Source organism: Flexivirga meconopsidis, from assembly GCF_026162425.1.
In the GTDB taxonomy this organism is placed as follows: Bacteria; Actinomycetota; Actinomycetes; order Actinomycetales; family Dermatophilaceae; genus Flexivirga; species Flexivirga meconopsidis.
The window spans coordinates 514,392-534,136 of sequence record NZ_JAOBQJ010000001.1 but is presented as its reverse complement, the minus strand read 5'-3'; the positions used below and the strand labels follow the sequence as shown (position 1 = coordinate 534,136).

Below are 19,745 nucleotides of genomic sequence, written 5' to 3'. Positions count from 1 at the left end.
AGGCCCATCCACCGGTCCGTCCCCGAGATATTTGCCAAAGCGGGGTTGTCGGGGTTGACAGGTACCCTGGAAGCCATGCTTTCGTCCCGCCGGCTTCGCTCGCCGGCGACGTTGGCGACGATCTGTGCGGTTGTCTTCGCGCTCCTCTATGTTCTCTGGACGCCGCAGGCGCCGGACCTCGCCGCGCAGGTGGCGCGCGCCAACGTCGCCCGGGTCGGTGGTGCGCCGGTCTGGTGGGGCGGCTGGTTCGGCGGGATCACGCTGCCCAACTACAGCACCCTCGTGCCGTTCTCGATGGCCACCTTCGGCATCCGGGTGACCGGTGTGGTGGCCGTCCTCGCCAGTGCGTATGGCGGGGCATTGCTCGTGCGCGGCGCCATCCGGCCCCGCGCCGGCGCCATCGCGATCGCGGTCGCCCAAGGGGCAGACCTGCTGAACGGCCGGGTCACCTTCACCGTCGGTGCGGCAATCGGCATCTGGGCGTTGGTCGCACTGCGCGCCCGCCGGGAGAAGACCGCGGCGCTGCTGGCCGTGCTGGCCTTCCTCGGCTCCCCGCTCGCCGGCTTCTTCGTCGGCCTGATCGCGGCGGTCGTGGCGGTCCTGCGTCCGGACTACCGCCGGACGGCGGCAATCAGCGCTGCGGTCTTGCTGCTGTCCGGCCTCGCGATGGCCTTCCTCTTTCCGGGCACCGGGAAGATGCCGTTCCCGATCAGCGACGCCGCACCGGCGATGCTCTCCTGCATGGTCGTGATCGGCGTCGTCCGCAACAAGCTGATCCGCGCCACCGCCGCGGCGCTCGCGGTCTCCTTCGTCCCCCTGCTGATCGTGCCGCTCGCGATCGGCAGCAACGCCACCCGGCTCGCCTGGCTGGCCGCGGTGCCGGTCGTCATCGCCTATGCCGACGTGCGCAAGTCCGTCGTCTGGCTCACCGCGGCGGTCGTCGCCGTCTGGCCGCTCAGCGACCTGGCCAACCAGTTGCAGCTCGCCCACGAACCATCCAGCAACTACACCTTCTACGAGCCGCTCGCCGCCGCGCTCAAGAAGGATCAGAAGGCGCTCGGCGCGGCAGCGGTCGGGCGACGGGTCGAGGTCGTCGACACCAAGAACCACTGGGGCTCGGTCTATCTCGCGTCGTTCTCGCTGGCGCGCGGCTGGGACCGGCAGGCCGATCAATCCGACAACTCGCTGTTCTACCAGCGCGACCAACTCAACCCGGTCAGCTACCGGCAATGGCTGGACTCACTGGCCGTGGGCTGGGTGGCGGTCCCGCGTGCGCCGATCGACTACGCGTCCAAGGAGGAGTCCGACCTGGTGCTCGGCGGTCTGCCCTACCTGCGGCTGACCTGGACCAACGACGACTGGCGGCTCTACCGGGTGCTGTCCCCGGCGCCACTGGCCACGGGGGCGCCGGTGACCAAGATCGACTCGCACGGGGTGACGCTCGCGGCCACCGCCGGCAAACCGATCAGCCTGAAGGTGCGCTACTCGTCATACATCGGCGCCGCGGACCCGGCGACCAAGGCGCCGGTGTCGGCCTGCATCGTCGACGACAACGGCTGGCTGCGGGTGACCATGCCGGTGGACGGACCGGTGCGGCTGAGCAGCGACTTCGCGCCCGTCCGCAGCAAACCGCCGGGGTGCATCTCGCCGGATGAGGAGAGCAGGTCGCCCGCGCCGGTGTCCGGCAGGTAGCGAGCACGAGTGAACCCCTCGCGCACCTGGAAGAGCTTTCCTACCCTTGCTGCATTCCTGCCCTGGGGGAGTTCGGAAAGGTACCACCGCACGAGGGGTCCGGCGTCAACTGTAGGACATCGGGTATGCCGAAACCCAATCGCCCGACCGGCATCCGCGCCGGGTGACGCCGATTCGTCGTGGCGGTGACGAACAGGTATCCTCCTGCGCGGAGGATTCGCATAGTGGCCTAGTGCGCACGCTTGGAAAGCGTGTTGAGTGAAAGCTCTCGCGGGTTCGAATCCCGCATCCTCCGCCATTCGAGTGACACGGGCGTTCACGTACCGATGCCATAACGACACCGCCGGGCGGGTTCCGGCCTCGGGACCAAGACGAATTAGGATTCGGCCAAGAGTCATCGGGGCGCATTGGGGAGCCATGGGACACAGCACACGGCGCGCGGTAGTGGCCGCGACCGCGATTGCGCTCGCCACCACCACGATCACCGCCTGCGGCGGCAGCGACAGCGGCAGCAAGAAGGCGGACGCTCCCACCACCTGCGTGCCGACGCCGACACCGACGATGAAGATCGGGCTGAGCACGATCTACACCAACGTCTGGAACGCCGGCGGCAAGGACGGCCTGGCAGCGAGTGTCTCCCAGCAGCTCGGCTGGCGGGGCATCCACGTGATCGACACCGGCAACGACCCGAAAGCCGGCGAGACCAAGGAGCCCACCTACGCAGAGATCCGGTATGGCCCGAACGGCCGGCAGATCGCGCTCACCCTCGCCACCCAGGTCAAGAACGCCAAGCTCGTCCAGGACGAACGCACCAACCCAACCGTCGACCTGGTGCTGGGCACGAAGTTCGCGCTCATCCCGATGCCGCCGCCACCGGCGAGTTCGGTGACGGTGAATGTCTACAACGCCTACGTCCTGCCGGGCACTGCCGGCAAGCTCGCCGCGGAGATGCGCAAGCGCGGCTTCAAGATCGGCGAGGTCGGCAACGACCCGAAGCGCGGCTACTTCCCGGACAACCCGACCGCGATCCGGTACGGCTCGCAGGGCGAACCGGCCGCGCGCCGGGTGAAGCTGCAGGTCAAGGACGCCAAGATGGTCAACGACGGGCGCAAGGGCACCACGATCGACCTGCTCATCGGCAGCAAGTGGACCGACGACGCCGTCATACCTGCTGCGCAGGCGACGGTGCCGCCGAGTCCCTCACCGACCAAATCCCCCGGCTGCTAGGCACATCCCACAGGACGTGATCGTCAGCGGCGACGCGCGGTGCCGAAGATGCTGCGGGTGATCTCCCGGCCCAGCACGGTGCCGGCCGAGCGCACCATCGACTTGAAGGCGCTCGACTTCACCACCTGCTCGACCATGCTCGGGTCGTCCTTCTTCGCCTTCTCCTTGGCCGGCGGCTGCGCCGACTGCGGCGGGGCCGGCTCGCCCTCGGCCGGCGGGGCGTCGGCCAGCTTCTTGTTCAGCATCTCGTATGCCGATTCGCGGTCGACCGCCTCGGCATACTTGCCGTTCAACGGCGACGCACCGACGATCTGATCGATCGTCGCGTCCGGCGACGGACCCATCAGCGACTGCGGCGCGAGCATCCGGGTCCAGGCGACGGGCGTCGGCGCGCCGGTCTCGGACAGCACGGTCACCACCGCCTCACCGGTGCCGAGCGAGGTCAGCAGCTTCTCCAGGTCGTAGCCGCTGGTCGGGAAGGTCTGCACGGTCGCCTTGAGCGCCTTGGCGTCGTCCGGGGTGAACGCGCGCAGGGCGTGCTGCACGCGGTTACCGAGCTGGGCGAGCACGTCGTTGGGGACGTCCTTCGGCGTCTGGGTGACGAAGAAGATGCCGACTCCCTTGGAGCGGATCAGCTTGACGGTCTGCTCGATCGCCTGCAGGAAGGCGGTCGACGCGTCGTTGAAGAGCAGGTGCGCCTCGTCGAAGAAGAAGACCAGCTTCGGCTTGTCGGCGTCACCCACCTCGGGCAGGTCGTGGAACAAGTCGGCCAGCAACCACATAAGGAAGGTGGAGAACAGTGCGGGCTTGTCCTGCACACCGGGCAGTTCGAGGCAGCTGATGACGCCCTTGCCGTCGTCGGTCACCCGCAACAGGTCCTTGGTGTCGAACTCCGGCTCGCCGAAGAACACGTCGGCGCCCTGGTCGGAGAACGCGATCAGGTTGCGCAGGATGACGCCGGCCGTTGCCGCGGACAGGCCGCCGAGGCCCTTCAGGTCCTCCTTGCCCTCGTCGGAGGTGAGGAACTGGATGACCGCGGTCAGGTCCTTCAGATCCAGCAGGCTGAGGCCGCGCTTGTCGGCGTAGTGGAAGACCAGCCCGAGCGACGACTCCTGAGTGTCGTTGAGCCCCAGCACCTTCGACAACAGCGTCGGCCCGAATGACGTGACCGTCGCGCGCACCGGCACCCCCTTGCCCTGCCCGCCGAGCGACAGGAACTCCGTCGGGTATGCCGTGGGCTTCCAGTCCTGGCCGACGTCCTTGGCCCGGGCCGCGATCTTGTCGCCCGCCTCCCCCGGTGTCGCCACGCCCGAGACGTCGCCCTTGATGTCGGCCAGGAAGACCGGCACCCCGGCGCCGGACAGTTGCTCGGCCATCAACTGCAGGGTCTTGGTCTTACCGGTGCCGGTCGCGCCCGCCACCAGGCCGTGCCGGTTCATCATCGACAGCGGCAGTCGCACCGGCACGTCCGCGCTGGCGGCGTTGTCGACGACCGCGGCGCCGAGCTCAAGCGCGCCACCCTGGAAGGAGTAACCGGCCTTGATCTGCTCAAGTTGGGAGTTGCCTGCGGAACCTGTGGATTCAGTCACGTTGCCTGAGAATAGCCGCCACCCCCGCCATACCGACAAGGATCGGACGGCAAGCCCTATTAAGCTGACGAAGTGATTTTCAAGGCGGTGGGCGACGGACGTCCCTACCCCGATCACGGGCTGGAGAGCCCTCGCGACTGGAGTTCGGTCACGCCGCGCATGGTGCGGCTCGACGAACTCGTCACGATCAAGCGCACCCTCGACCTGGACGCTCTGCTCTCGCAGGACTCGACGTTCTACGGGGACCTGTTCGCACACGTCGTCTCGTGGCAGGGCAACCTCTACCTGGAGGACGGCCTGCACCGCGCGTTGCGGGCCGCACTGCAACAGCGTCCGGTGCTTCATGCGAGGGTGCTGGTGCTGTGACCACGCAGAAGGGGACTGCCTGAATGAGTTACGTACGCGACACCGGGCTCGCGCGAGCCCGCCTACGGCGCCAGCGTCGATCGATGGCGATCGTGATCGTCGCGGCGGTGCTGGTCGTGGCGGGGTTCGTCTACGCCCTGGCGTACATGAACCGGTCGTCGTCGAAGTCGGCGCCGCCACCGTCGTGCGTGCTGCCCACCAGCCAGGCACCCGCGCAGGCCTCGTTCGTGCTCAACGTCTACAACTCCTCTACCGACAACGGCCGCGCCAAGACGTCCGGAGCGGCCATGAAGTCGCAAGGCTTCAACGTCGGCGTGATCAGCAACGACCCCTACAAGCTGTCGCTCAAGGGCATCGGCCAGATCCGGTTCGGGCCGAAAGGCAAGGCGAACGCCGAGGAATTCGTCACCAAGATGATGCCCGGCGCCGAGCTCATGCAGGACGGTCGCACCGACGACTCCGTAGACCTGGTGCTCGGCGACCAGGCACCGACGATCCCGTCGCAGTCGGCCTCTCCCGTGACGCTGCCACCGGGCTGCTGATGCCGACCGGGCGACGCGTCGTCTCGCTGCTGCCGTCGGCCACCGAGGTGCTCTTCGCGGTCGGTGCCGGTGACGATGTCGTCGGGGTGACGTTCGAGTGCGACGAGCCGGCGCACGCGCGCTCGGTTGCGCGGGTGGTGTCCAATTCCGCTCTCCCGGAAGGGCTTTCACCGGCCGAGATCGACACCTTCGTCGCTGCTCGGATGGCGGCCGGCGAGGACATCTACCACCTCGACCGGGCGGCGCTCGCCGGTCTCGACGCGACGCTGGTGGTCACCCAGGACCTGTGCGCGGTGTGCGCGGTCGACGTGTCCGAGGTGCACGACGCGCTCGACTTTCTGCAGTGCCGCGCCCAGGTGCTGACCACCGACCCGCACACGCTGGAGGAGGTGTGGGCGTCGATCGAGGCGATCGGTGCGGCGACCGGACGCGACGCTGCTGCAGCGGATCTCGCCGCGTCGCTGCGGGATCGAGTGGCCGCGGTGCGGGCCTCCGTCGCGGGTATGGCGGGGGCGCGCTGCGCCATACTCGAATGGACCGATCCGCCGTTCAGCCCAGGGCATTGGGTGCCGGAAATGATCGAATCCGCCGGCGGGGTGAGCGTGCTCGGCGTTGCCGGGCAGAAATCGCGGCGGCTGGACTGGGCGCAGGTCGTACAGTCGCAGCCGGAGGTCGTGGTGGTCGCGCCGTGCGGTTTCGGACTCGCGGAGTCGGAGCGGCTGGCCGGGGAGGTCGTGGCGGCTTCGGTGTTGCCGGCGGACGCCCCGGTGTGGGCAGTGGACGCCAACGCCTCCTTCGCCCGCCCCGGCCCGCGCCTCGCCGACGGCGTGGAGGCCCTCGCCCGCATCCTGCATCCCTCGCTCGGCGCACCCGATCCGGCGATGGCCCGGCTGGTGCGCGGCGGGCCGACCGTTTGAGCGACGTCGCCGCGAGTGACGTCGAGAGCGCGCGATTGACGTCCGACTCAACGACTGACGTCCTTGCAACGGCGTCACTCGTTGCGTGGGGGTTCGCTCGCGACTGAACGACGTCACTCGGCGGGCCTCGTTTTGGAACGTCGGCGCGCCGTCAGGTAGCCTCTTCGGCGGTGGCGTGTCCGAGCGGCCGAAGGTGCAACACTCGAAATGTTGTGTGGGGGCAACTCCACCGTGGGTTCAAATCCCACCGCCACCGCGTTACGAAAACCCCCGGGAACTTACGCCCGGGGGTTTTTCGCATCTGGCCAGTAGCTGCCACGCGGCGGCGCCGTGATCACCCAGCCGGCCGTCATTCAAGAGTTGGCAAAGGATTCGCCGAGACTCTTGCCTAAACCCCTTTAGTTCGACAGGTTTCCGAGAGTCCCCGTCACCTGGAGGAACCATGACGAACCTCACTCGACGTGCCCGTGCGGTCGGCGCAGTGGTCGGCGCGGCCGCACTCATCGGCACCGCCGCGATCGGCAGCTCCGCCGCGGCCACCGCACCCGATCGCGCCACGTCACCACGCGCCGTGCCGGGCAACGCGGCGCAGTGCTCCAGCACTCCCCTGACCGCCGGCTATTACCGGATGTGGCGCGACATACGCACCACGAAGCCGGAGGACCGCGCACCCAATGTGCAGTCGATGGACGAGATCCCGCCCTCGGTCAACATCGTGTCCGCATTCGCCACCAAACCGACCGAGGATCCCGACTTCTGGGCGGCCTTGAAGTCCACCTACGTACCGAAGCTTCATGCCCAGGGCACCAAGGTGATCTTCACGCTCTTTGTCGACGACCTGGCCGATGCCAATGTGGCGATGACCGATGCGGCGTATGACGCCTTCGCGCGCCAACTCGTCGACTCCTACGTCACCTCGGCCGGACTCGACGGGCTGGACATCGACGTCGAACAGGCGCTCAGTGGAACGCGATTGGCCAAGGCCGCCGGCATCATGAAGGCGCTGGGGAAGTACCTCGGGCCCTCCTCCGGCACCGGTAAGTACCTGGTCTACGACACCAACATGGATGGCACACACCCGTTGCTGCAGGCGTCTGCGCCATACCTGTCGTATGTGTGGGTGCAGTCGTACGGCCGCTCGGTTTCCTGGCTACAGGGCACCTGGGACTCGTTCGCGCCATACATCCAGCCATGCCAGTACTTCATCGGGTTCACCTTCTACGAGGAGCGCGGCTTCAATTGGTATGACGCCGTCAACCCGCTGTCGAGCAGTCGCGCCGCGAGCTACGCCACGTGGCAGCCGTCCGGCACCCGCAAGGGCGGCCTGTTCGCCTACGCACTCGACCGGGACGGCAAGCAGCCGGGCGACGACACGATTAGCAAGACCGACTACAGCTGGATCACCCAACTCGCGGCGAAGCAGGCGGGCTGACCGCGACCCATCGCCCTACCGTCGCCTCCCAGCGGTCATCGCGGTGTGCGTCTGCTCGGCGGTGAGCGCCGGCGTCGGCAGCGGCGTGACTTCCGGCCGGTCGGCGCGGATGCCGTCGAGGAAGAGCGTGAGGTACCGCCGGTAAAGGTCGGGCTCGACGGCGCGGCTGCGGTCCATGATCGCCGAGAGCCCGACCTGCGCGAAGACGATGTCGGTCTGGTCCAGGTCGGCGCGCACCAGACCCTGCTCCTTGGCGCGGGCGACGAGCTTCTCGATCAGCGGCGCGATGCGGGTGCGGGCGTCGCTGACCCGTTCGTCGCCGAGCGCCGGGTTGTTCATGATCTCGTTCAGGCCGCGGTCGCCGAACTGCAACTCCATCGAGCGCTCGAGGTAGCTCACCAGACCGTTCCACGCGTCAGTGTCGGCGAGCGCCTCGTCCGCCACTGCGGCGACCTGCCGCAGACCCTCCTCGAAGAGTGCGTCGATGACCTCCTCCTTGTTGGCAAAACGCCGGTATGCCGTGCCGACCCCCACACCGGCGTGGTGCGCGATGTCGTTGAGCGTCACGTCGAGACCACGCTGCGCGAACAACTCCCGTGCAGCGGCGAGCAGCCGCTCGCGATTGCGGGCGGCGTCCTTGCGCAGGCTGCGTCCGGTGTCGTCGGTCATGTGCGCAGCCTAACAAGAAACGGATTGACAATATCCGCTTAGTCCGTAGGCTTGGAGATAAGCGGATACGAATTATCCGGAAATTACCCAGCAGGGAGCATCCATGAAGACCGCGATCTTCAACGGCAAGGGCAACGTCTCGGTCGAGGAGCGTCCGAAGCCGACCATCCAGGAGCCGACCGATGCGATCGTGCGGGTCGTGCTGACCTGCGTGTGCGGCTCGGACCTGTGGTTCTACCGCGGCATCTCCGAGCACGCACCCGGATCGATCGGTCACGAGTTCATCGGCGTGATCGACGAAATCGGCTCTGCTGTCACCGATCTCAGGGTCGGCGACTTCGTGATCTCGCCGTTTTCGTGGAGCGACGGCAGCTGCCGCAACTGCGCCTCCGGCTTCCAGACCGCCTGTGTGCACGGCGGGTTCTTCGGCCAAGGGGTCGACGGCGACGGAGGGCAGGCCGAGTTCGTCCGGGTCCCCCAGGCGGACGGCACGCTGGTCGGCGTTCCCGGCGATGACTTCTCCGACGCGACGCTTGCCTCGCTGCTCGCACTCACCGACGTGATGAGCACCGGCTACCACGCAGCGGTCAGCGCCGGCGTTCAACCTGGCGACACCGTGGCCGTGGTCGGCGACGGGGCGGTCGGCCTGTCCGGGGTGCTGTCCGCGGCGCTGCTCGGCGCCGAGCGCATCATCCTGCTCGCGAGCACCCATGAGGACCGGCATACCCTCGCGCGGGAGTGGGGCGCCACTGACCTGATCACGGTGCGCGGCGACGATGCCGTCCGCGAGGTCCACTCCCTCACCGACGGGTATGGCGCAGGCGCCGTCCTGGAGTGCGTCGGCACCGAGGAGTCCACGCGCACGGCGTTCGCGATCGCCGCACCGGGCGCGATCGTCGGCCGGGTCGGTGTGCCGCACGACGCCACCATCGACGCAACCGGCACCTTCTATCGCAATGTCGGCATGCGCGGCGGACCGGCGCCGGCCCGGCAGTACCAACCCGAGTTGCTCAAAGCCGTCCTTGCCGGCGACATCGACCCCGGCAAGGTCTTCGACCTCAAGACCGACCTCGACCACATCGCCGACGCCTACGCTGCCATGGACGAACGGCGCGCGATCAAGGCGCTGGTGCGGGTCAGCGACCTGACCTGAAGCCGCCCGCACCGCCGAACCAACTGACGAGAGGAACACCGATGGAGTACACCAGGAGCGGCGGGAAGTCCGTCGCCGGACCGGCCGATTGGTTCACCGGCACCGTGCAGATGGACGGCATCCGCAACCCGGATGAGCGCACCGGAATCGGTTGCGCCCACGTGCGATTCGCGCCCGGTGCCCGCACTGCGTGGCATCACCACCCGAAGGGTCAGACCCTCTACGTCACCGACGGCATCGGCCTGGTCGCCACCCGCGACGGCGGGGTGCAGGAGATCCGGCCGGGCGACGTGGTCTACATCGAGCCGGGCGAGGAGCACTGGCACGGCGCGACACCGGAGCGGTTCATGGCCCACATCGCGATGCAGGAGGCCGACGAGAACGGCCAGGTGGTGACCTGGCTGGACCACGTCACCGACGAGGAATACAGCGCCTGACGCGTCAGGCGGGCCCCAGGATCCGCCGGTAGAGCGCCTCGTAGCGATCGGTCACTGCCGACCACGTATAGCGCTCGGACGCTACCCTGCCCGCCCGAGCCAGCCGGGTCGCCAGCTCCGGATCGTCCAGCACCCGCCGCATCGCGGCGCCGAAGGATGCCGCGTCGGTGGGGTCTGCGACCAGAGCGTCGATTTCGTGGCGCACCAACGATGCTGGGCCTTCGCGATCGGTCACAACGACGGGGACACCCGCCGCCCATCCTTCGAGCACGACGATGCCGAATGCCTCACGCCGACTGGGCACCACCAGCACGTTCGCGGACGCGATCAACCGGCGGACGGCCTCGTTGTCGAGGGCACCGGCGAACTCGACCGATCCCTGCAAACCGAGCGAACTTGCTTGTGCCCGCAGCGGTTCCAGTTGTGATCCGTCACCGACCACCACCAGACGGGCTCGCTCGGCCAAGCCCGAGACGGCGAATGCACTGAGCAGCAGGTCGAACCCCTTGACCCGTTCGGCCCGGCCGACGGCAAGCACGAGCGGGCGGTCGATGTGCGCGCTGGGATCGTGCACGTCGACTGCCGGGTCGACGCCGTTCGGCACCACCACTGGATCGACGATGCCGAATCTGCCGAGGTCGTCCCGGGCCGCCGAGGAGACGGCGGTAACGGCCGCGGCCACCCGCCCTGCGACGCGAAGGGCTGTGCGCTGCAGCACCGATCGGTCGAATACGCGGTCCGCGTCCGCGAACGTCTCACCGTGGGAGCTGACGACCAACGGCACCCGCCGGAGTCGCGAAACCACCAGTGCGTAGTCAAGATTCGGACCACAACACTGCACGTTGAGCACGTCCGGGCGCAGCTCCCGCGCCACCCGCCACCACCGGCTCACCGCGGCCGGGAGCTGCCGTGTCCACTGCGCGATCCCGGCCGGCGACATCGAGGGCAGCGGCGCCGGCAGATAGTGGACGATGATCCCGTCGACCTCCCCGCGCGCCATCCCGGCACCCCGGTCCACCGTCCAGACCTCGACGTGCCATCCGCGAGCGGCCAGCTCGGCCGCGACCGAGCGGACGTGCTGCTCCACACCCCCGAGGTGCGGCAGGTATGACGAAGCCACCAGCGCGACTCGCGGCGACTCCATCCGGCGCGGCTCCGTTCGGTCGAGGTCCTGCGGCATTGTCATTCGTAGAATGGCACGCCGTAGCCGCCGACCCGAAGGATGCCGATGCGCAGGGTGACTCTCGCCCGACTGGCGACGGACAACCCCATGGGCGCGCAGGTTTACCAGCGGCAGGTGGCTGATCGCGCGCAGGCCGCACTTCGCGCGCACGGCTCAGGTGCCGACGTGATCGAGCTGCCGATCCGGTCGATGCGGTCCGCACTCCCCGGCCGCCGGGCTCCGGTCGGCCCGCTCCACCGGGCGAGCCCGGCCCTCCGTCGAGCCGCCGGCCGGCTGCTCTACGGGCGCAGCAGCCTCGTGCACCGGATGAACCTCGAACTTCCGCCGCACCCGGCCGCGGACGTGGTCACCCTGCACGACCTGGTCGCCTGGGAGTTCGCCGACGAGAGCGCCCCGGTCGCCGCCGCGGCGCATGAGCTGCGTGCCGCCGACGCGGTCATCTGCGTGTCCGGCTACACCGCCGGCCGGGCCGTCGAGGTGCTCGGGGTGCGCGACCCGATCGTCATACCCAACGGCGTCGATGAGCGTTTCCTCGACGCGACGCCGTTGACCGACCAGGCGCTCGCGACGCTCGGCGTCCGCCGACCGTATGTGCTCATCAGCGGCGGTGCCAGCGAGCGCAAGAACCTCCGCGCGCTGGCGGCCGCCTGGCCCGTCATACGAGATCATCACCGCGACCTCACTCTGGTGGTCGCCGGCCCTGAACATCCCGCGCGCACAGCGCTTTTCGCCGGAATGACCGGAGTGCAGTTGACCGGCCGGATCCCCGACGACCAGATGCCCGGCCTGGTGTCTGCCGCCGCCGCCGTGGTGGTGCCCTCGCTCGTCGAGGGGTTCGGCTTCCCGGCACTCGAGGCGATGGCCGCGAACACACCGCTGGTCTCCAGCAACACCAGTTCGCTGCCGGAGGTGGTGGGCGACGGCGGCACCCTCGTGCCGCCGACCGCAGCGGGGATCACCGAAGGCCTGTTGCACGCCTTGGCCGATGACGGGCAGGTGCGCGCACAAGTCGCCCGTGGCCGGCAGCGCGCCGACCGGTTCAGCTGGGCGGCCAGTGCCACCCAGCATGCCCGGGTGTGGTCCCGGCTTCTCGGCTGAGGTCAGCCCGACCGCAGGCGGTGCCGAATCGCCGCGTAGGCGACCCTCCTGTCCAGCCGGAGCGCCGACCGCAGGTGGGCCGCCGCCGCGGCGTAGTCGCCGGACGCGCGAGCCGCGCGCGCGGCATCCAGCGCTTGGTGGGCGTAGAGCTCGTCGGTGCGCCGAATCCCGGCCCGGCCGGCTGCGATCGTCCCGGCGTCCTTGGTGTCCCTCGCGGCGTCGAGGTGTGCCTGGAGGATCCGGGTCCGTTCACGATGCGCGACCCGGTATCGCCGGGATGCGTTTGCGTCGTGCACTCGATAGTCGACCAAGACATCCGGCACCGAAACCGGGTCGGCGAGCCGACCGAGCCGCAGGAACAGGTCGTAGTCCTGCATCAGGCGCAGCAGTGGATCGTGGCCACCCACAGCGAGATACGCCGATCGCCGAACGATGACACTGCTGAGACACACGTGCTGATCGCGCAGCAGTCCGTGATAACTGATCGGGTCCGCAGGCGCGGCAACCACGCGGTCGGGCAGCACCCAGTTGAACCCGGTGCAGGCGTAGGGTGCGCTGCGGTCGTCGCGGAGAACCTCGACCTGCCGGCGCAGCTTGTCCGCATGCCACAGGTCGTCCTGGTCCAGGAAGGCGATCAGGACGCCACTCGATTGCGCAACCGCGACGTTCCGGGCCACCGAGACACCCCGGTTGGGCTGTTGGATCAACCGAATCCGCTGATCGGGCACGGCCGCGACCCAGCTGACGTCCTCGCGCGACCCGTCGTCGACGACCACGCACTCGAAGTCGGCGACGGTCTGCGCCAACACCGAGTCGAGTGCTTCGCGCAGCCTCGACCCCGGGTTGAACACCGGGATCACGACCGAGATCAGCGCCACGGGTCGTGACGATATCGTCGCCGGCGGCGTCACCGCCGCAGCAGCCGTATGGCGCCGTGCACGAGCCCCACGACGGCGCCGAGGACAGCACCGACGAACGCCGACGGCAGGCCGAGCTCGATCGCCGCGGCCCACGAGGTGGGCGCGTAGGTCCGCAGCCCGATCACCAGGCCGACGATCGCGCCGATCACCCCCAGCGTGACACCGCCGACCACTCCGTAACGGACCGGCAATGGCAGCTCGCGAAGCTGCTCCCGGAGATTCTCGACGGTGCTCATGGCGTGCCTCAGCCGCGGCGTTCGACCAACCCGCGCAAGTAGCCGATCTGGCCCAGGTGCTGTGTGATGTCGTTGATCACCGACACCAGCCGGGCAGCCGCGGTCACCGGCGGGTCCCACCGGCGATCGACGATGCGCTCGTAATCGGCGTCGGTGGACAGGCCGTCGAGCACCTGCATCGTCAACTGGTGCACGGCGTCGTGATAGCCGAGCAGCACCGAGGTGTCGGTGACATCGAAGGCGCCGACCTCGTCGGTGCTCTGGCCATAGCCGATGCTGCCGTCGTCATACGGCAGGGCGAAGCGGGTCGACCAGCCACCGGTGATCCACACCTGGTCGATGCCGCCGAGGTCGGCCAGGTGATCGTCCTGCACCCGGCTCAGGTGCCAGGCGAGCCAACCGATCGGGTTGGCATCCGCGTCGAGTCGCCGGAGCAGTTGATCACCGGTCAATCCGTCGAGTTCCGAAGGCAATTGCTGGTGCACGCGGTCGAACCCGTCGCGAAGGACCAGGGAAGTGATGTCGGCCATGACACCACTCAAGCACGCGCGGGCGGTTTGCGGCGGCCGGATCGCGGGCGCACACTGGGCGGGTGATCGCCACCGCGCTCGGAATGCAGCTGCGCAGCCGCCTCGTCGGCTGGCTCGCGCTCGCCGCGTTACTGGGCTCGGTTGTCGCCGCTGCGGACGCGACGACGGCCCTGGTGCTGCTCGCCGCCGTCGTCCTCGCGGCACTGCTGATCACCGCAGTCGTCGTCCCCGGCCGCACTCGGCTCCTCGTCACCGGTCGCCGCAGCCGCGCACCGGGTGTGCTGCTCGCCAGCACCCATCCGGCCGCGCCGGGGCACCCGAGGCCGAGAGCACCAGGACCCGGGCCGGTGGCCCCGGCCTGACCTCGGTCCCCCGCGGGCCACCTCCGTTGGTCACTCACCCACAGACTCGGAGGTCCTTTCGTGAACCCGTTTATCGTCCTCGACCCGCTGGTCCATCTGCTGTATGTCGTTCTGCTGCCGCTGATTCCGCATGCTCCGGCAATCCTGCTGATTGCCGGCATCACCCTGCTCGCCCGGCTTGCGCTCCATCCGCTGATGCGCAAACCGGGCCTGCTCACCCTCGTTGCGCAGGTGCCGATCTTCGGCGTCGTCTACCGGCTCTTCACCGCTCCGGTGATCGCCGGACAGCACAACCTGTTACTTGACCAGACCCTGCTCGGCGCGCCGATGTCCGCCCACCTGCTGAGCGCGGGCTGGCCGGCGGTGTTCGTGCTGCTCGGTGTGCTGGCCTGCATCGCCGCCGTCGGCTGGCTGACCGTGCTCGACGCGCGCGCCAACCCGGCGCCGCTCAAGCTGCCCGACGATCAACCGGCCGAGGTGGCGGCCGCGATGGAGCGCATGCAGCGCGTCACGCCATACCTGTCCCTCGGCTCGGTGCTGTTCGCCGCGTTCATGCCGCTCGCAGCGATGCTCTACCTGCTCACCAGCTCGACCTGGAGTCTGCTGGAGCGCCGTCATCTACGCGCGCGCAGCGCCGCGGCCGTCGTCGCCTGATCCGGGTCGGTCAGCGACGGGTCGCCACCAGCGTGACCTCGTGCCGGTTGTGCTGCAGCTGCCGCATGAAACTCGGATCGTATGACGCACCAAGCATTTCCAACGCATCGTCGATCTGCTTGACCGGGTTGTTGGTGCCCAGCTTCAAGGTGATCACCGCCTGCCCACCGGGCCGCAGCAACCGTGCGGCCTCGACCATGGTGTGCGCGGTCAGCTGCGGCACCATCCGCATGTCGTTGACGATGAGGTCGACCGGCTCGCCCTCCCAGTCCTTCACGAAGTCCCCGGCGGTCTGCTTGTGGTGCTCGACCCCTGGCAGGTCAAGCACCCGCTGGTCGAGCTCGGCGGGGTCGACCGCGTGGATGGTCGTGAAGCCGCGGTCGGCGAGGATGCGGGTCCAGCCGCCTGGGCTGGCGCCGAGGTCGACGGCGGTCGATCCGACCGGCTCGCCGACGAATCCGAACAGCTCCTCGAGCTTGAACTCGGCGCGGGACACCTGCTCGGGGCGGGTCGCGAGGCGGATCCGGCCGCCAGCCCAGTCGACCAGCGACACGTCGGTCGAGTTGACGCCGGCAACCACCCGCTCGGCACCGAGACACACACTGCCGACTCGAGAGGCGTCGCTGGTGACGACGCGGATCCCGTTGTCAAGCAAGAGTTCCAGGAGGGGTCGCCGCACTTTGCCCGGCGCGAACGGCGCCTCGCCGCTGTCCCACGTGTGCAGGCTGATCGTGTCGCCGGTCTCAAGCGATGCCAGCAGCACGCTCACGGCCCACTCGGCCAGGTCGTCCGGCCGCTCGAAGCCGCCGGCACCGCGCACCGCGTCCGCCTGGGCCAGGTGCCGGATCAACGGCAACTCTCCGCCCAGGCACGCGTCGGCGACGTCCGCGATGCCGCCCGCGCCGAGACTGACGACCCCTGCGTCCGGTCCGACCCGCTGCACCTTGGTCACATCGAGTGCGTGTCGCAACTCGGCGACCGCGAACCGGTAGTAGTCGGGGGCGACGGAGAAGAGCACGGGCGGTTCCACGGACGCCATGCTCTCACCGCGGCTTTCGTCATACCCGTGGCGGACGGCATACCTAAGTCGTATGGCGAACCGCCGCAAACCCCTCCGACGGCGGATGCGCGCGCCGCGAGCGCGCGGCATCCTCGTTGACGGTCGCACCACTGTGCGCCTACTGTGAGACCGACACAACGCGATAGATCGCGTCTTGAAGAATCGGGGAGTTCATGTTCGCCAGCCTCGGCCGGTATGTCGTCAAGCACCCGTGGCAGGTGATCGCCGCCTGGATCGTGGCCGCGATCGCGATCGTGTCGCTCGCACCCTCGCTGCCGAACAGCAGCGACGAGAGCGACTTCCTGCCGCGCCACTACGAGTCGATCAAGGCGGCCGACATTCAGCAGTCGGCGTTCCCGGCGGCGTTCACACCGTCGATGATCGCGGTCTTCCAGCGCGAGGACGGCAAGCCGCTCACCGCGGCGGACTCGGCGAAGATCAATTCCTTCGCGGCGCAACTGTCCGGCAAGAAGATCGAGAACATCCAGCAGGTGATCCCGGCACCGCCGTCGCCCAAGAAACTGGTGCAGACGCTGCTGTTCAAGACACCCGAGCAGACCCAGAGCAACTACCAGAAGCTCAACGACTCCGCGCAGCAGGTGCGCGACGCGCTCGGCCCGATGGTCAAGGGCAGCGACCTCAAGGTGGGCACCACCGGATCACTCGCGCAGAGCCTGGACCAACAGAAGGCCTCCGGCAACTCCGACGCGATCATCGGGATCGCGACCATCCTGCTGATCATCGTGCTGCTGCTGGTGATCTTCCGCAGCCCGATCATCGCGTTCCTGCCGATCGTGCTGATCGGCATCGTCAGCCAGGTCGCCAATGGCCTGATCGGATTTGCTGCCAAGGGTTTCGGACTGAAGGCCGACAGTTCGATCAACCAGTTGCTGATCGTCGTGCTGTTCGGCGTCGGCACCGACTACATCCTGTTTCTGATGTTCCGTTACCGCGAGCGCCTGCGCGCCGGTGAGGATCCCAAGCAGGCCATGGTGAGCGCGGTGACCCGCGTCGGCGAGGCGATCGCCTCCGCCGCCGGCGTGGTGATCATCGCGTTCCTGGCGATGACCCTGTCGACCCTCGGCATGCTCAAGGCGATGGGTCCGTCGCTCGCGATCGCGGTCGCGGTCACGCTGCTCGCCGGCCTGACGCTGGTGCCCGCGGTGGTGTCGCTGCTCGGCACCAAGGTCTTCTGGCCGTCCAAGGCGTGGCAGCACGAACCCACCGGCGCGCGGTATGCCGCGATCGGCCGCTCGCTCGCCAGGCGTCCAGCGATGTATGCCGGCGTGTCGGGCGTCATCATGCTGGCCCTCGCGATCTCGGCGCTCGGCTTCAAGCCGACCTTCGACCTGAGCGGCTCGTCGATGCCGAAGACCGCCGAGTCCGTTGTCGCACTGCAGGATCTCGAGCGCGACATGCCGGCCGGTGCCACCAACCCCACCGACGTGTTCGTCCAGGCGGACCAGCCGTTGGACAAGGCCGCGATGGCGTCATACAAGGACAAGCTGGCGGCGGTGGACGGCGTCGGGCAGGTGGCCGACCCGAAGTACTCCAAGGACGGCCGGACCGCCGACTTCTCAGTGGTGCTCAAGGCAAGCCCCGAGTCCGATGCCGCGCTCAACACGGTCAGTGGACCGCTGCGGGACGCCGCACACCAGAACGCACCGCCCCAGGCGAAGGCGTATGTCGGTGGCATCACCTCCGTCTACGTCGACATCAAGGCCGCGATGAACCGTGACTACGCGGTGGTCTTCCCGGTCGCCGCGGTGCTGATCATGATCGTGCTCGGCCTGCTGCTGCGCAGCCTGGTCGCGCCCTGGTATCTCATGGTCTCGGTCGGGCTGGGATTCCTTGCGACACTCGGCGCAACGACGTTGATCTTCCAAGGGATTCAGGGCGAGAGCGGCCTGATGTTCATGCTGCCGCTGATCATGTACATGTTCGTGGTCGCGCTCGGCACCGACTACAACATCCTGATGGTCGCCCGGCTGCGGGAGGAGGCCCAGGAGGGGCTCAGCCCGCGGGACGCGGCAGCGATCGCGATCCGCCACGCCGGGCCGACGATCGGTGCGGCGGGTCTGATCCTCGCCGGTTCGTTCGGGTCGCTGATGCTGGCCGGCAACTCGCTGCTGTCGTCGATGGGCTTCGCGCTCGCATCCGGCATCGTGATGGCCGCCTTCCTGATGGCGACGATCTTCACCCCGGCGCTCACCGCGCTGATCGGCGCGAAGGCGTGGTGGCCGGGTCACCAGGGCGATACGCGCGCCGACGCCGGGCCCGGCGGGGACGAGCTGCGGGAGCAGGTGGGCGCCCCCGTCTGATCGACGGGGGGAATGGTCGACGCGGGGAGCGGGGTCAGCGGGCGACGCGGTAGCGCACGAACACCGGTATGGCGGAGCTGGCCGCGAGCACCAGAGCGATCACCAGCACGCCACCGCCCGCGGCCGCCACGGCGGTCCCCGCCACAGCAGCCGCACCGCCGTGCACGACGTCGGCGATCCGGGGACCGCCCGCGACCACCACGATGAAGACGCCCTGCAACCGGCCGCGCACCTCGTCGGTTGCCGACTCCTGCAGCATCGTCGACCGGAACGCCGCCGACGCCATGTCGGCGGCGCCGCCGATGATCAGGCCCGCGAGCGCGATCACCAGGAAGACGCCCGCCGTGCCGCCCGCGGCGCCGACCGCAAGGCCGAAGACGACCATCGAGGCACCCCACACGACGATCGCGCAAACCACTGCCAGGCCTTGACGTTCGACCCGGGACACCCACCCGGAGAAGATGCCACCGAGCACCGCACCGGCGGGGATCGCGGCGAAGAGCAACGCAAACGCCAGGCCGCCGTCGGTCGGGCCGCCGAAGCTCTCGTGCGCGACCTGCGGGAAGAGTGCCCGCGGCATGCCGAAGACCATCGCGATGATGTCGACCAGGAACGACATCAACAGCACCTTGTGACCGCGCAGGTAGGCGAATCCGTCCAGCACCGAACGCAATCCGGCGCGGGCCGCGGCCTCGGCACCGGGTGGCATGGCGGGCAGCCCGACGACCGCCCACAGGGTTGCGAAGAGGGTGATGGTGTCGGTCAGGTAGAGCCAGGAGTAGCCCAGCACCGGGATCAGCGCGCCGCCGACCATCGGCCCGGCGATCGCCCCGAACTGCATCACGGTCATGTTCAGGGAGTTGGCGGCCGGCAGTTGCTCGCGCGGGATCAGCCGCGGCAGCAGCGCGCTGCGGGTCGGCTGGTTGACCGCGAAGAAGGCCTGTTGCACCGCGAAGAGCACCAGGATCAGCCAGACGTTGTGCAGGCTGAGCGCCGCCTGCAACCAGAAGAGCGCGCTGCTGGCGATCAGCCCGACCGTGGAGATCATCAGCAACCTGCGGCGGTCCATCACGTCGGCGAGAGCCCCGCCATACAGCCCGAAAACGACGAGCGGGACGAGGCCGAAGATGCCGGTGAGCCCCACGTATGCCGAGCTGTCGGTCTCGGCGTAGATCTGCGCCGGCACCGCGACGACGGTCAGCTGGGCGCCGATGACCGTGACGATGTTGGCGGTCCAGAGGCGCCGGAATGCCGGCACTTGCAAGGGGCGCGTGTCGGCGAACATGCCGCGCAGGCTGCTCACCGCGTGCTCCTTCGGTCGTGACAAATGTCGGGGATCAATGTATGCGGCCGGCCG

General features: G+C 68.7%; 20 protein-coding genes, 2 tRNA genes and 1 other RNA gene. 14 read left to right on the top strand and 9 right to left on the bottom strand.

Features of this window, described 5'->3' with window-relative positions:
* Nucleotides 1-75 precede the first annotated feature (75 nt).
* Nucleotides 76-1,692, top strand: a complete 1,617-nt coding sequence (locus tag N2M23_RS02615) for a hypothetical protein (RefSeq protein WP_265443061.1) — start codon at nt 76-78, stop codon at nt 1,690-1,692.
* Nucleotides 1,693-1,697: 5 nt separating this feature from the next.
* On the opposite strand, the gene ffs is transcribed toward N2M23_RS02615, so the two are convergent.
* Nucleotides 1,698-1,796, bottom strand: an RNA gene (gene ffs, locus N2M23_RS02610) — signal recognition particle sRNA small type.
* A 106-nt stretch (nt 1,797-1,902) separates the two neighbouring features.
* Here ffs and N2M23_RS02605 point away from each other — a divergent pair.
* Nucleotides 1,903-1,990: transfer RNA gene (locus N2M23_RS02605), tRNA-Ser, on the top strand.
* 119 nt (nt 1,991-2,109) lie between these two features.
* A complete protein-coding gene (locus N2M23_RS02600) occupies nt 2,110-2,919 on the top strand; it encodes a LytR C-terminal domain-containing protein (RefSeq protein WP_265443059.1) in 810 nt (269 codons plus the stop codon).
* A gap of 23 nt (nt 2,920-2,942) precedes the next feature.
* Here N2M23_RS02600 and N2M23_RS02595 read toward each other — a convergent pair whose 3' ends face one another.
* Complete coding sequence (locus N2M23_RS02595) at nt 2,943-4,508, bottom strand: helicase HerA-like domain-containing protein (protein ID WP_265443057.1); 1,566 nt, start codon at nt 4,506-4,508, stop codon at nt 2,943-2,945.
* Nucleotides 4,509-4,580: 72 nt separating this feature from the next.
* Between N2M23_RS02595 and N2M23_RS02590 the strand changes: the two genes are divergently transcribed.
* From N2M23_RS02590 to N2M23_RS02570, 5 genes are all read left to right on the top strand, one after another.
* On the top strand, nt 4,581-4,874 hold the full coding sequence (locus N2M23_RS02590) for a type II toxin-antitoxin system VapB family antitoxin (protein WP_265443055.1): 294 nt from the start codon (nt 4,581-4,583) through the stop codon (nt 4,872-4,874).
* Between the two features lie 83 nt (nt 4,875-4,957).
* Complete coding sequence (locus tag N2M23_RS02585) at nt 4,958-5,416, top strand: LytR C-terminal domain-containing protein (protein ID WP_265443053.1); 459 nt, start codon at nt 4,958-4,960, stop codon at nt 5,414-5,416.
* Nucleotides 5,416-6,333 carry an ABC transporter substrate-binding protein gene (locus N2M23_RS02580; protein ID WP_265443052.1) on the top strand — a complete coding sequence of 306 codons (918 nt, stop codon included), beginning with the start codon at nt 5,416-5,418 and terminating at the stop codon, nt 6,331-6,333. Before N2M23_RS02585 ends, N2M23_RS02580 begins: the two co-directional genes overlap by 1 nt.
* 169 nt (nt 6,334-6,502) lie before the next feature.
* A tRNA-Ser gene (locus N2M23_RS02575) sits at nt 6,503-6,589 on the top strand.
* A 186-nt stretch (nt 6,590-6,775) separates the two neighbouring features.
* Nucleotides 6,776-7,765, top strand: a complete 990-nt coding sequence (locus N2M23_RS02570; RefSeq protein WP_265443051.1) for an EndoS/ChiA family endoglycosidase — start codon at nt 6,776-6,778, stop codon at nt 7,763-7,765.
* A 15-nt stretch (nt 7,766-7,780) separates the two neighbouring features.
* On the opposite strand, the gene N2M23_RS02565 is transcribed toward N2M23_RS02570, so the two are convergent.
* On the bottom strand, nt 7,781-8,434 hold the full coding sequence (locus tag N2M23_RS02565) for a TetR/AcrR family transcriptional regulator (protein ID WP_265443050.1): 654 nt from the start codon (nt 8,432-8,434) through the stop codon (nt 7,781-7,783).
* Nucleotides 8,435-8,537: 103 nt separating this feature from the next.
* On the opposite strand from N2M23_RS02565, the gene N2M23_RS02560 reads away from it, so the two are divergent.
* Together N2M23_RS02560 and N2M23_RS02555 are read left to right on the top strand one after the other, a co-directional pair.
* On the top strand, nt 8,538-9,587 hold the full coding sequence (locus N2M23_RS02560) for a zinc-dependent alcohol dehydrogenase family protein (RefSeq protein ID WP_265443048.1): 1,050 nt from the start codon (nt 8,538-8,540) through the stop codon (nt 9,585-9,587).
* Nucleotides 9,588-9,628: 41 nt separating this feature from the next.
* On the top strand, nt 9,629-10,024 hold the full coding sequence (locus tag N2M23_RS02555; RefSeq protein WP_265443046.1) for a (R)-mandelonitrile lyase: 396 nt from the start codon (nt 9,629-9,631) through the stop codon (nt 10,022-10,024).
* A gap of 4 nt (nt 10,025-10,028) precedes the next feature.
* Here the strand turns inward: N2M23_RS02555 and N2M23_RS02550 are convergent, their stop codons facing one another.
* Nucleotides 10,029-11,210 (bottom strand): glycosyltransferase family 4 protein, encoded by a 1,182-nt coding sequence (locus N2M23_RS02550; RefSeq protein WP_265443045.1) that lies wholly within the window; start codon nt 11,208-11,210, stop codon nt 10,029-10,031.
* Nucleotides 11,211-11,252: 42 nt separating this feature from the next.
* Between N2M23_RS02550 and N2M23_RS02545 the strand changes: the two genes are divergently transcribed.
* Nucleotides 11,253-12,305, top strand: coding sequence for a glycosyltransferase (locus N2M23_RS02545; RefSeq protein ID WP_265443044.1), 1,053 nt, complete (start codon nt 11,253-11,255; stop codon nt 12,303-12,305).
* A 2-nt stretch (nt 12,306-12,307) separates the two neighbouring features.
* Here N2M23_RS02545 and N2M23_RS02540 read toward each other — a convergent pair whose 3' ends face one another.
* Genes N2M23_RS02540 through N2M23_RS02530 form a run of 3 tightly spaced genes read right to left on the bottom strand, consistent with a single transcriptional unit; the run spans nt 12,308 to nt 13,991 of the window.
* Nucleotides 12,308-13,183, bottom strand: coding sequence for a glycosyltransferase (locus N2M23_RS02540; protein WP_265443043.1), 876 nt, complete (start codon nt 13,181-13,183; stop codon nt 12,308-12,310).
* A gap of 29 nt (nt 13,184-13,212) precedes the next feature.
* On the bottom strand, nt 13,213-13,461 hold the full coding sequence (locus N2M23_RS02535) for a hypothetical protein (protein ID WP_265443041.1): 249 nt from the start codon (nt 13,459-13,461) through the stop codon (nt 13,213-13,215).
* 8 nt (nt 13,462-13,469) lie between these two features.
* Nucleotides 13,470-13,991: a mycothiol transferase gene (locus N2M23_RS02530; protein ID WP_265443040.1), complete on the bottom strand. Its 522-nt coding sequence runs from the start codon at nt 13,989-13,991 to the stop codon at nt 13,470-13,472.
* Between the two features lie 62 nt (nt 13,992-14,053).
* On the opposite strand from N2M23_RS02530, the gene N2M23_RS02525 reads away from it, so the two are divergent.
* Together N2M23_RS02525 and N2M23_RS02520 are read left to right on the top strand one after the other, a co-directional pair.
* Nucleotides 14,054-14,353 (top strand): hypothetical protein, encoded by a 300-nt coding sequence (locus tag N2M23_RS02525; protein WP_265443039.1) that lies wholly within the window; start codon nt 14,054-14,056, stop codon nt 14,351-14,353.
* A gap of 60 nt (nt 14,354-14,413) precedes the next feature.
* Complete coding sequence (locus N2M23_RS02520; RefSeq protein WP_265443038.1) at nt 14,414-15,007, top strand: membrane protein insertase YidC; 594 nt, start codon at nt 14,414-14,416, stop codon at nt 15,005-15,007.
* Between the two features lie 10 nt (nt 15,008-15,017).
* On the opposite strand, the gene N2M23_RS02515 is transcribed toward N2M23_RS02520, so the two are convergent.
* Entirely contained in the window at nt 15,018-16,046 is a 1,029-nt protein-coding gene (locus N2M23_RS02515; protein ID WP_265443036.1) for an SAM-dependent methyltransferase, read from the bottom strand.
* A 194-nt stretch (nt 16,047-16,240) separates the two neighbouring features.
* On the opposite strand from N2M23_RS02515, the gene N2M23_RS02510 reads away from it, so the two are divergent.
* Nucleotides 16,241-18,388, top strand: coding sequence for an MMPL family transporter (locus N2M23_RS02510; protein WP_265443034.1), 2,148 nt, complete (start codon nt 16,241-16,243; stop codon nt 18,386-18,388).
* Between the two features lie 34 nt (nt 18,389-18,422).
* On the opposite strand, the gene N2M23_RS02505 is transcribed toward N2M23_RS02510, so the two are convergent.
* Nucleotides 18,423-19,691, bottom strand: a complete 1,269-nt coding sequence (locus N2M23_RS02505; protein ID WP_265443033.1) for an MFS transporter — start codon at nt 19,689-19,691, stop codon at nt 18,423-18,425.
* Between the last annotated feature and the right edge of the window lie 54 nt (nt 19,692-19,745).

What these genes read in the sequence shown, in the direction of transcription:
- N2M23_RS02615 (WP_265443061.1), top strand. Translation starts at nt 76, where the DNA reads ATGCTTTCGTCCCGCCGGCTTCGCTCGCCGGCGACGTTGGCGACGATC.
- N2M23_RS02600 (WP_265443059.1), top strand. Translation starts at nt 2,110, where the DNA reads ATGGGACACAGCACACGGCGCGCGGTAGTGGCCGCGACCGCGATTGCG.
- N2M23_RS02585 (WP_265443053.1), top strand. Translation starts at nt 4,958, where the DNA reads ATGGCGATCGTGATCGTCGCGGCGGTGCTGGTCGTGGCGGGGTTCGTC.
- N2M23_RS02580 (WP_265443052.1), top strand. Translation starts at nt 5,416, where the DNA reads ATGCCGACCGGGCGACGCGTCGTCTCGCTGCTGCCGTCGGCCACCGAG.
- N2M23_RS02570 (WP_265443051.1), top strand. Translation starts at nt 6,776, where the DNA reads ATGACGAACCTCACTCGACGTGCCCGTGCGGTCGGCGCAGTGGTCGGC.
- N2M23_RS02565 (WP_265443050.1), bottom strand. Translation starts at nt 8,434, where the DNA reads ATGACCGACGACACCGGACGCAGCCTGCGCAAGGACGCCGCCCGCAAT.
- N2M23_RS02560 (WP_265443048.1), top strand. Translation starts at nt 8,538, where the DNA reads ATGAAGACCGCGATCTTCAACGGCAAGGGCAACGTCTCGGTCGAGGAG.
- N2M23_RS02555 (WP_265443046.1), top strand. Translation starts at nt 9,629, where the DNA reads ATGGAGTACACCAGGAGCGGCGGGAAGTCCGTCGCCGGACCGGCCGAT.
- N2M23_RS02550 (WP_265443045.1), bottom strand. Translation starts at nt 11,210, where the DNA reads ATGACAATGCCGCAGGACCTCGACCGAACGGAGCCGCGCCGGATGGAG.
- N2M23_RS02545 (WP_265443044.1), top strand. Translation starts at nt 11,253, where the DNA reads ATGCGCAGGGTGACTCTCGCCCGACTGGCGACGGACAACCCCATGGGC.
- N2M23_RS02535 (WP_265443041.1), bottom strand. Translation starts at nt 13,461, where the DNA reads ATGAGCACCGTCGAGAATCTCCGGGAGCAGCTTCGCGAGCTGCCATTG.
- N2M23_RS02530 (WP_265443040.1), bottom strand. Translation starts at nt 13,991, where the DNA reads ATGGCCGACATCACTTCCCTGGTCCTTCGCGACGGGTTCGACCGCGTG.
- N2M23_RS02515 (WP_265443036.1), bottom strand. Translation starts at nt 16,046, where the DNA reads ATGGCGTCCGTGGAACCGCCCGTGCTCTTCTCCGTCGCCCCCGACTAC.
- N2M23_RS02510 (WP_265443034.1), top strand. Translation starts at nt 16,241, where the DNA reads ATGTTCGCCAGCCTCGGCCGGTATGTCGTCAAGCACCCGTGGCAGGTG.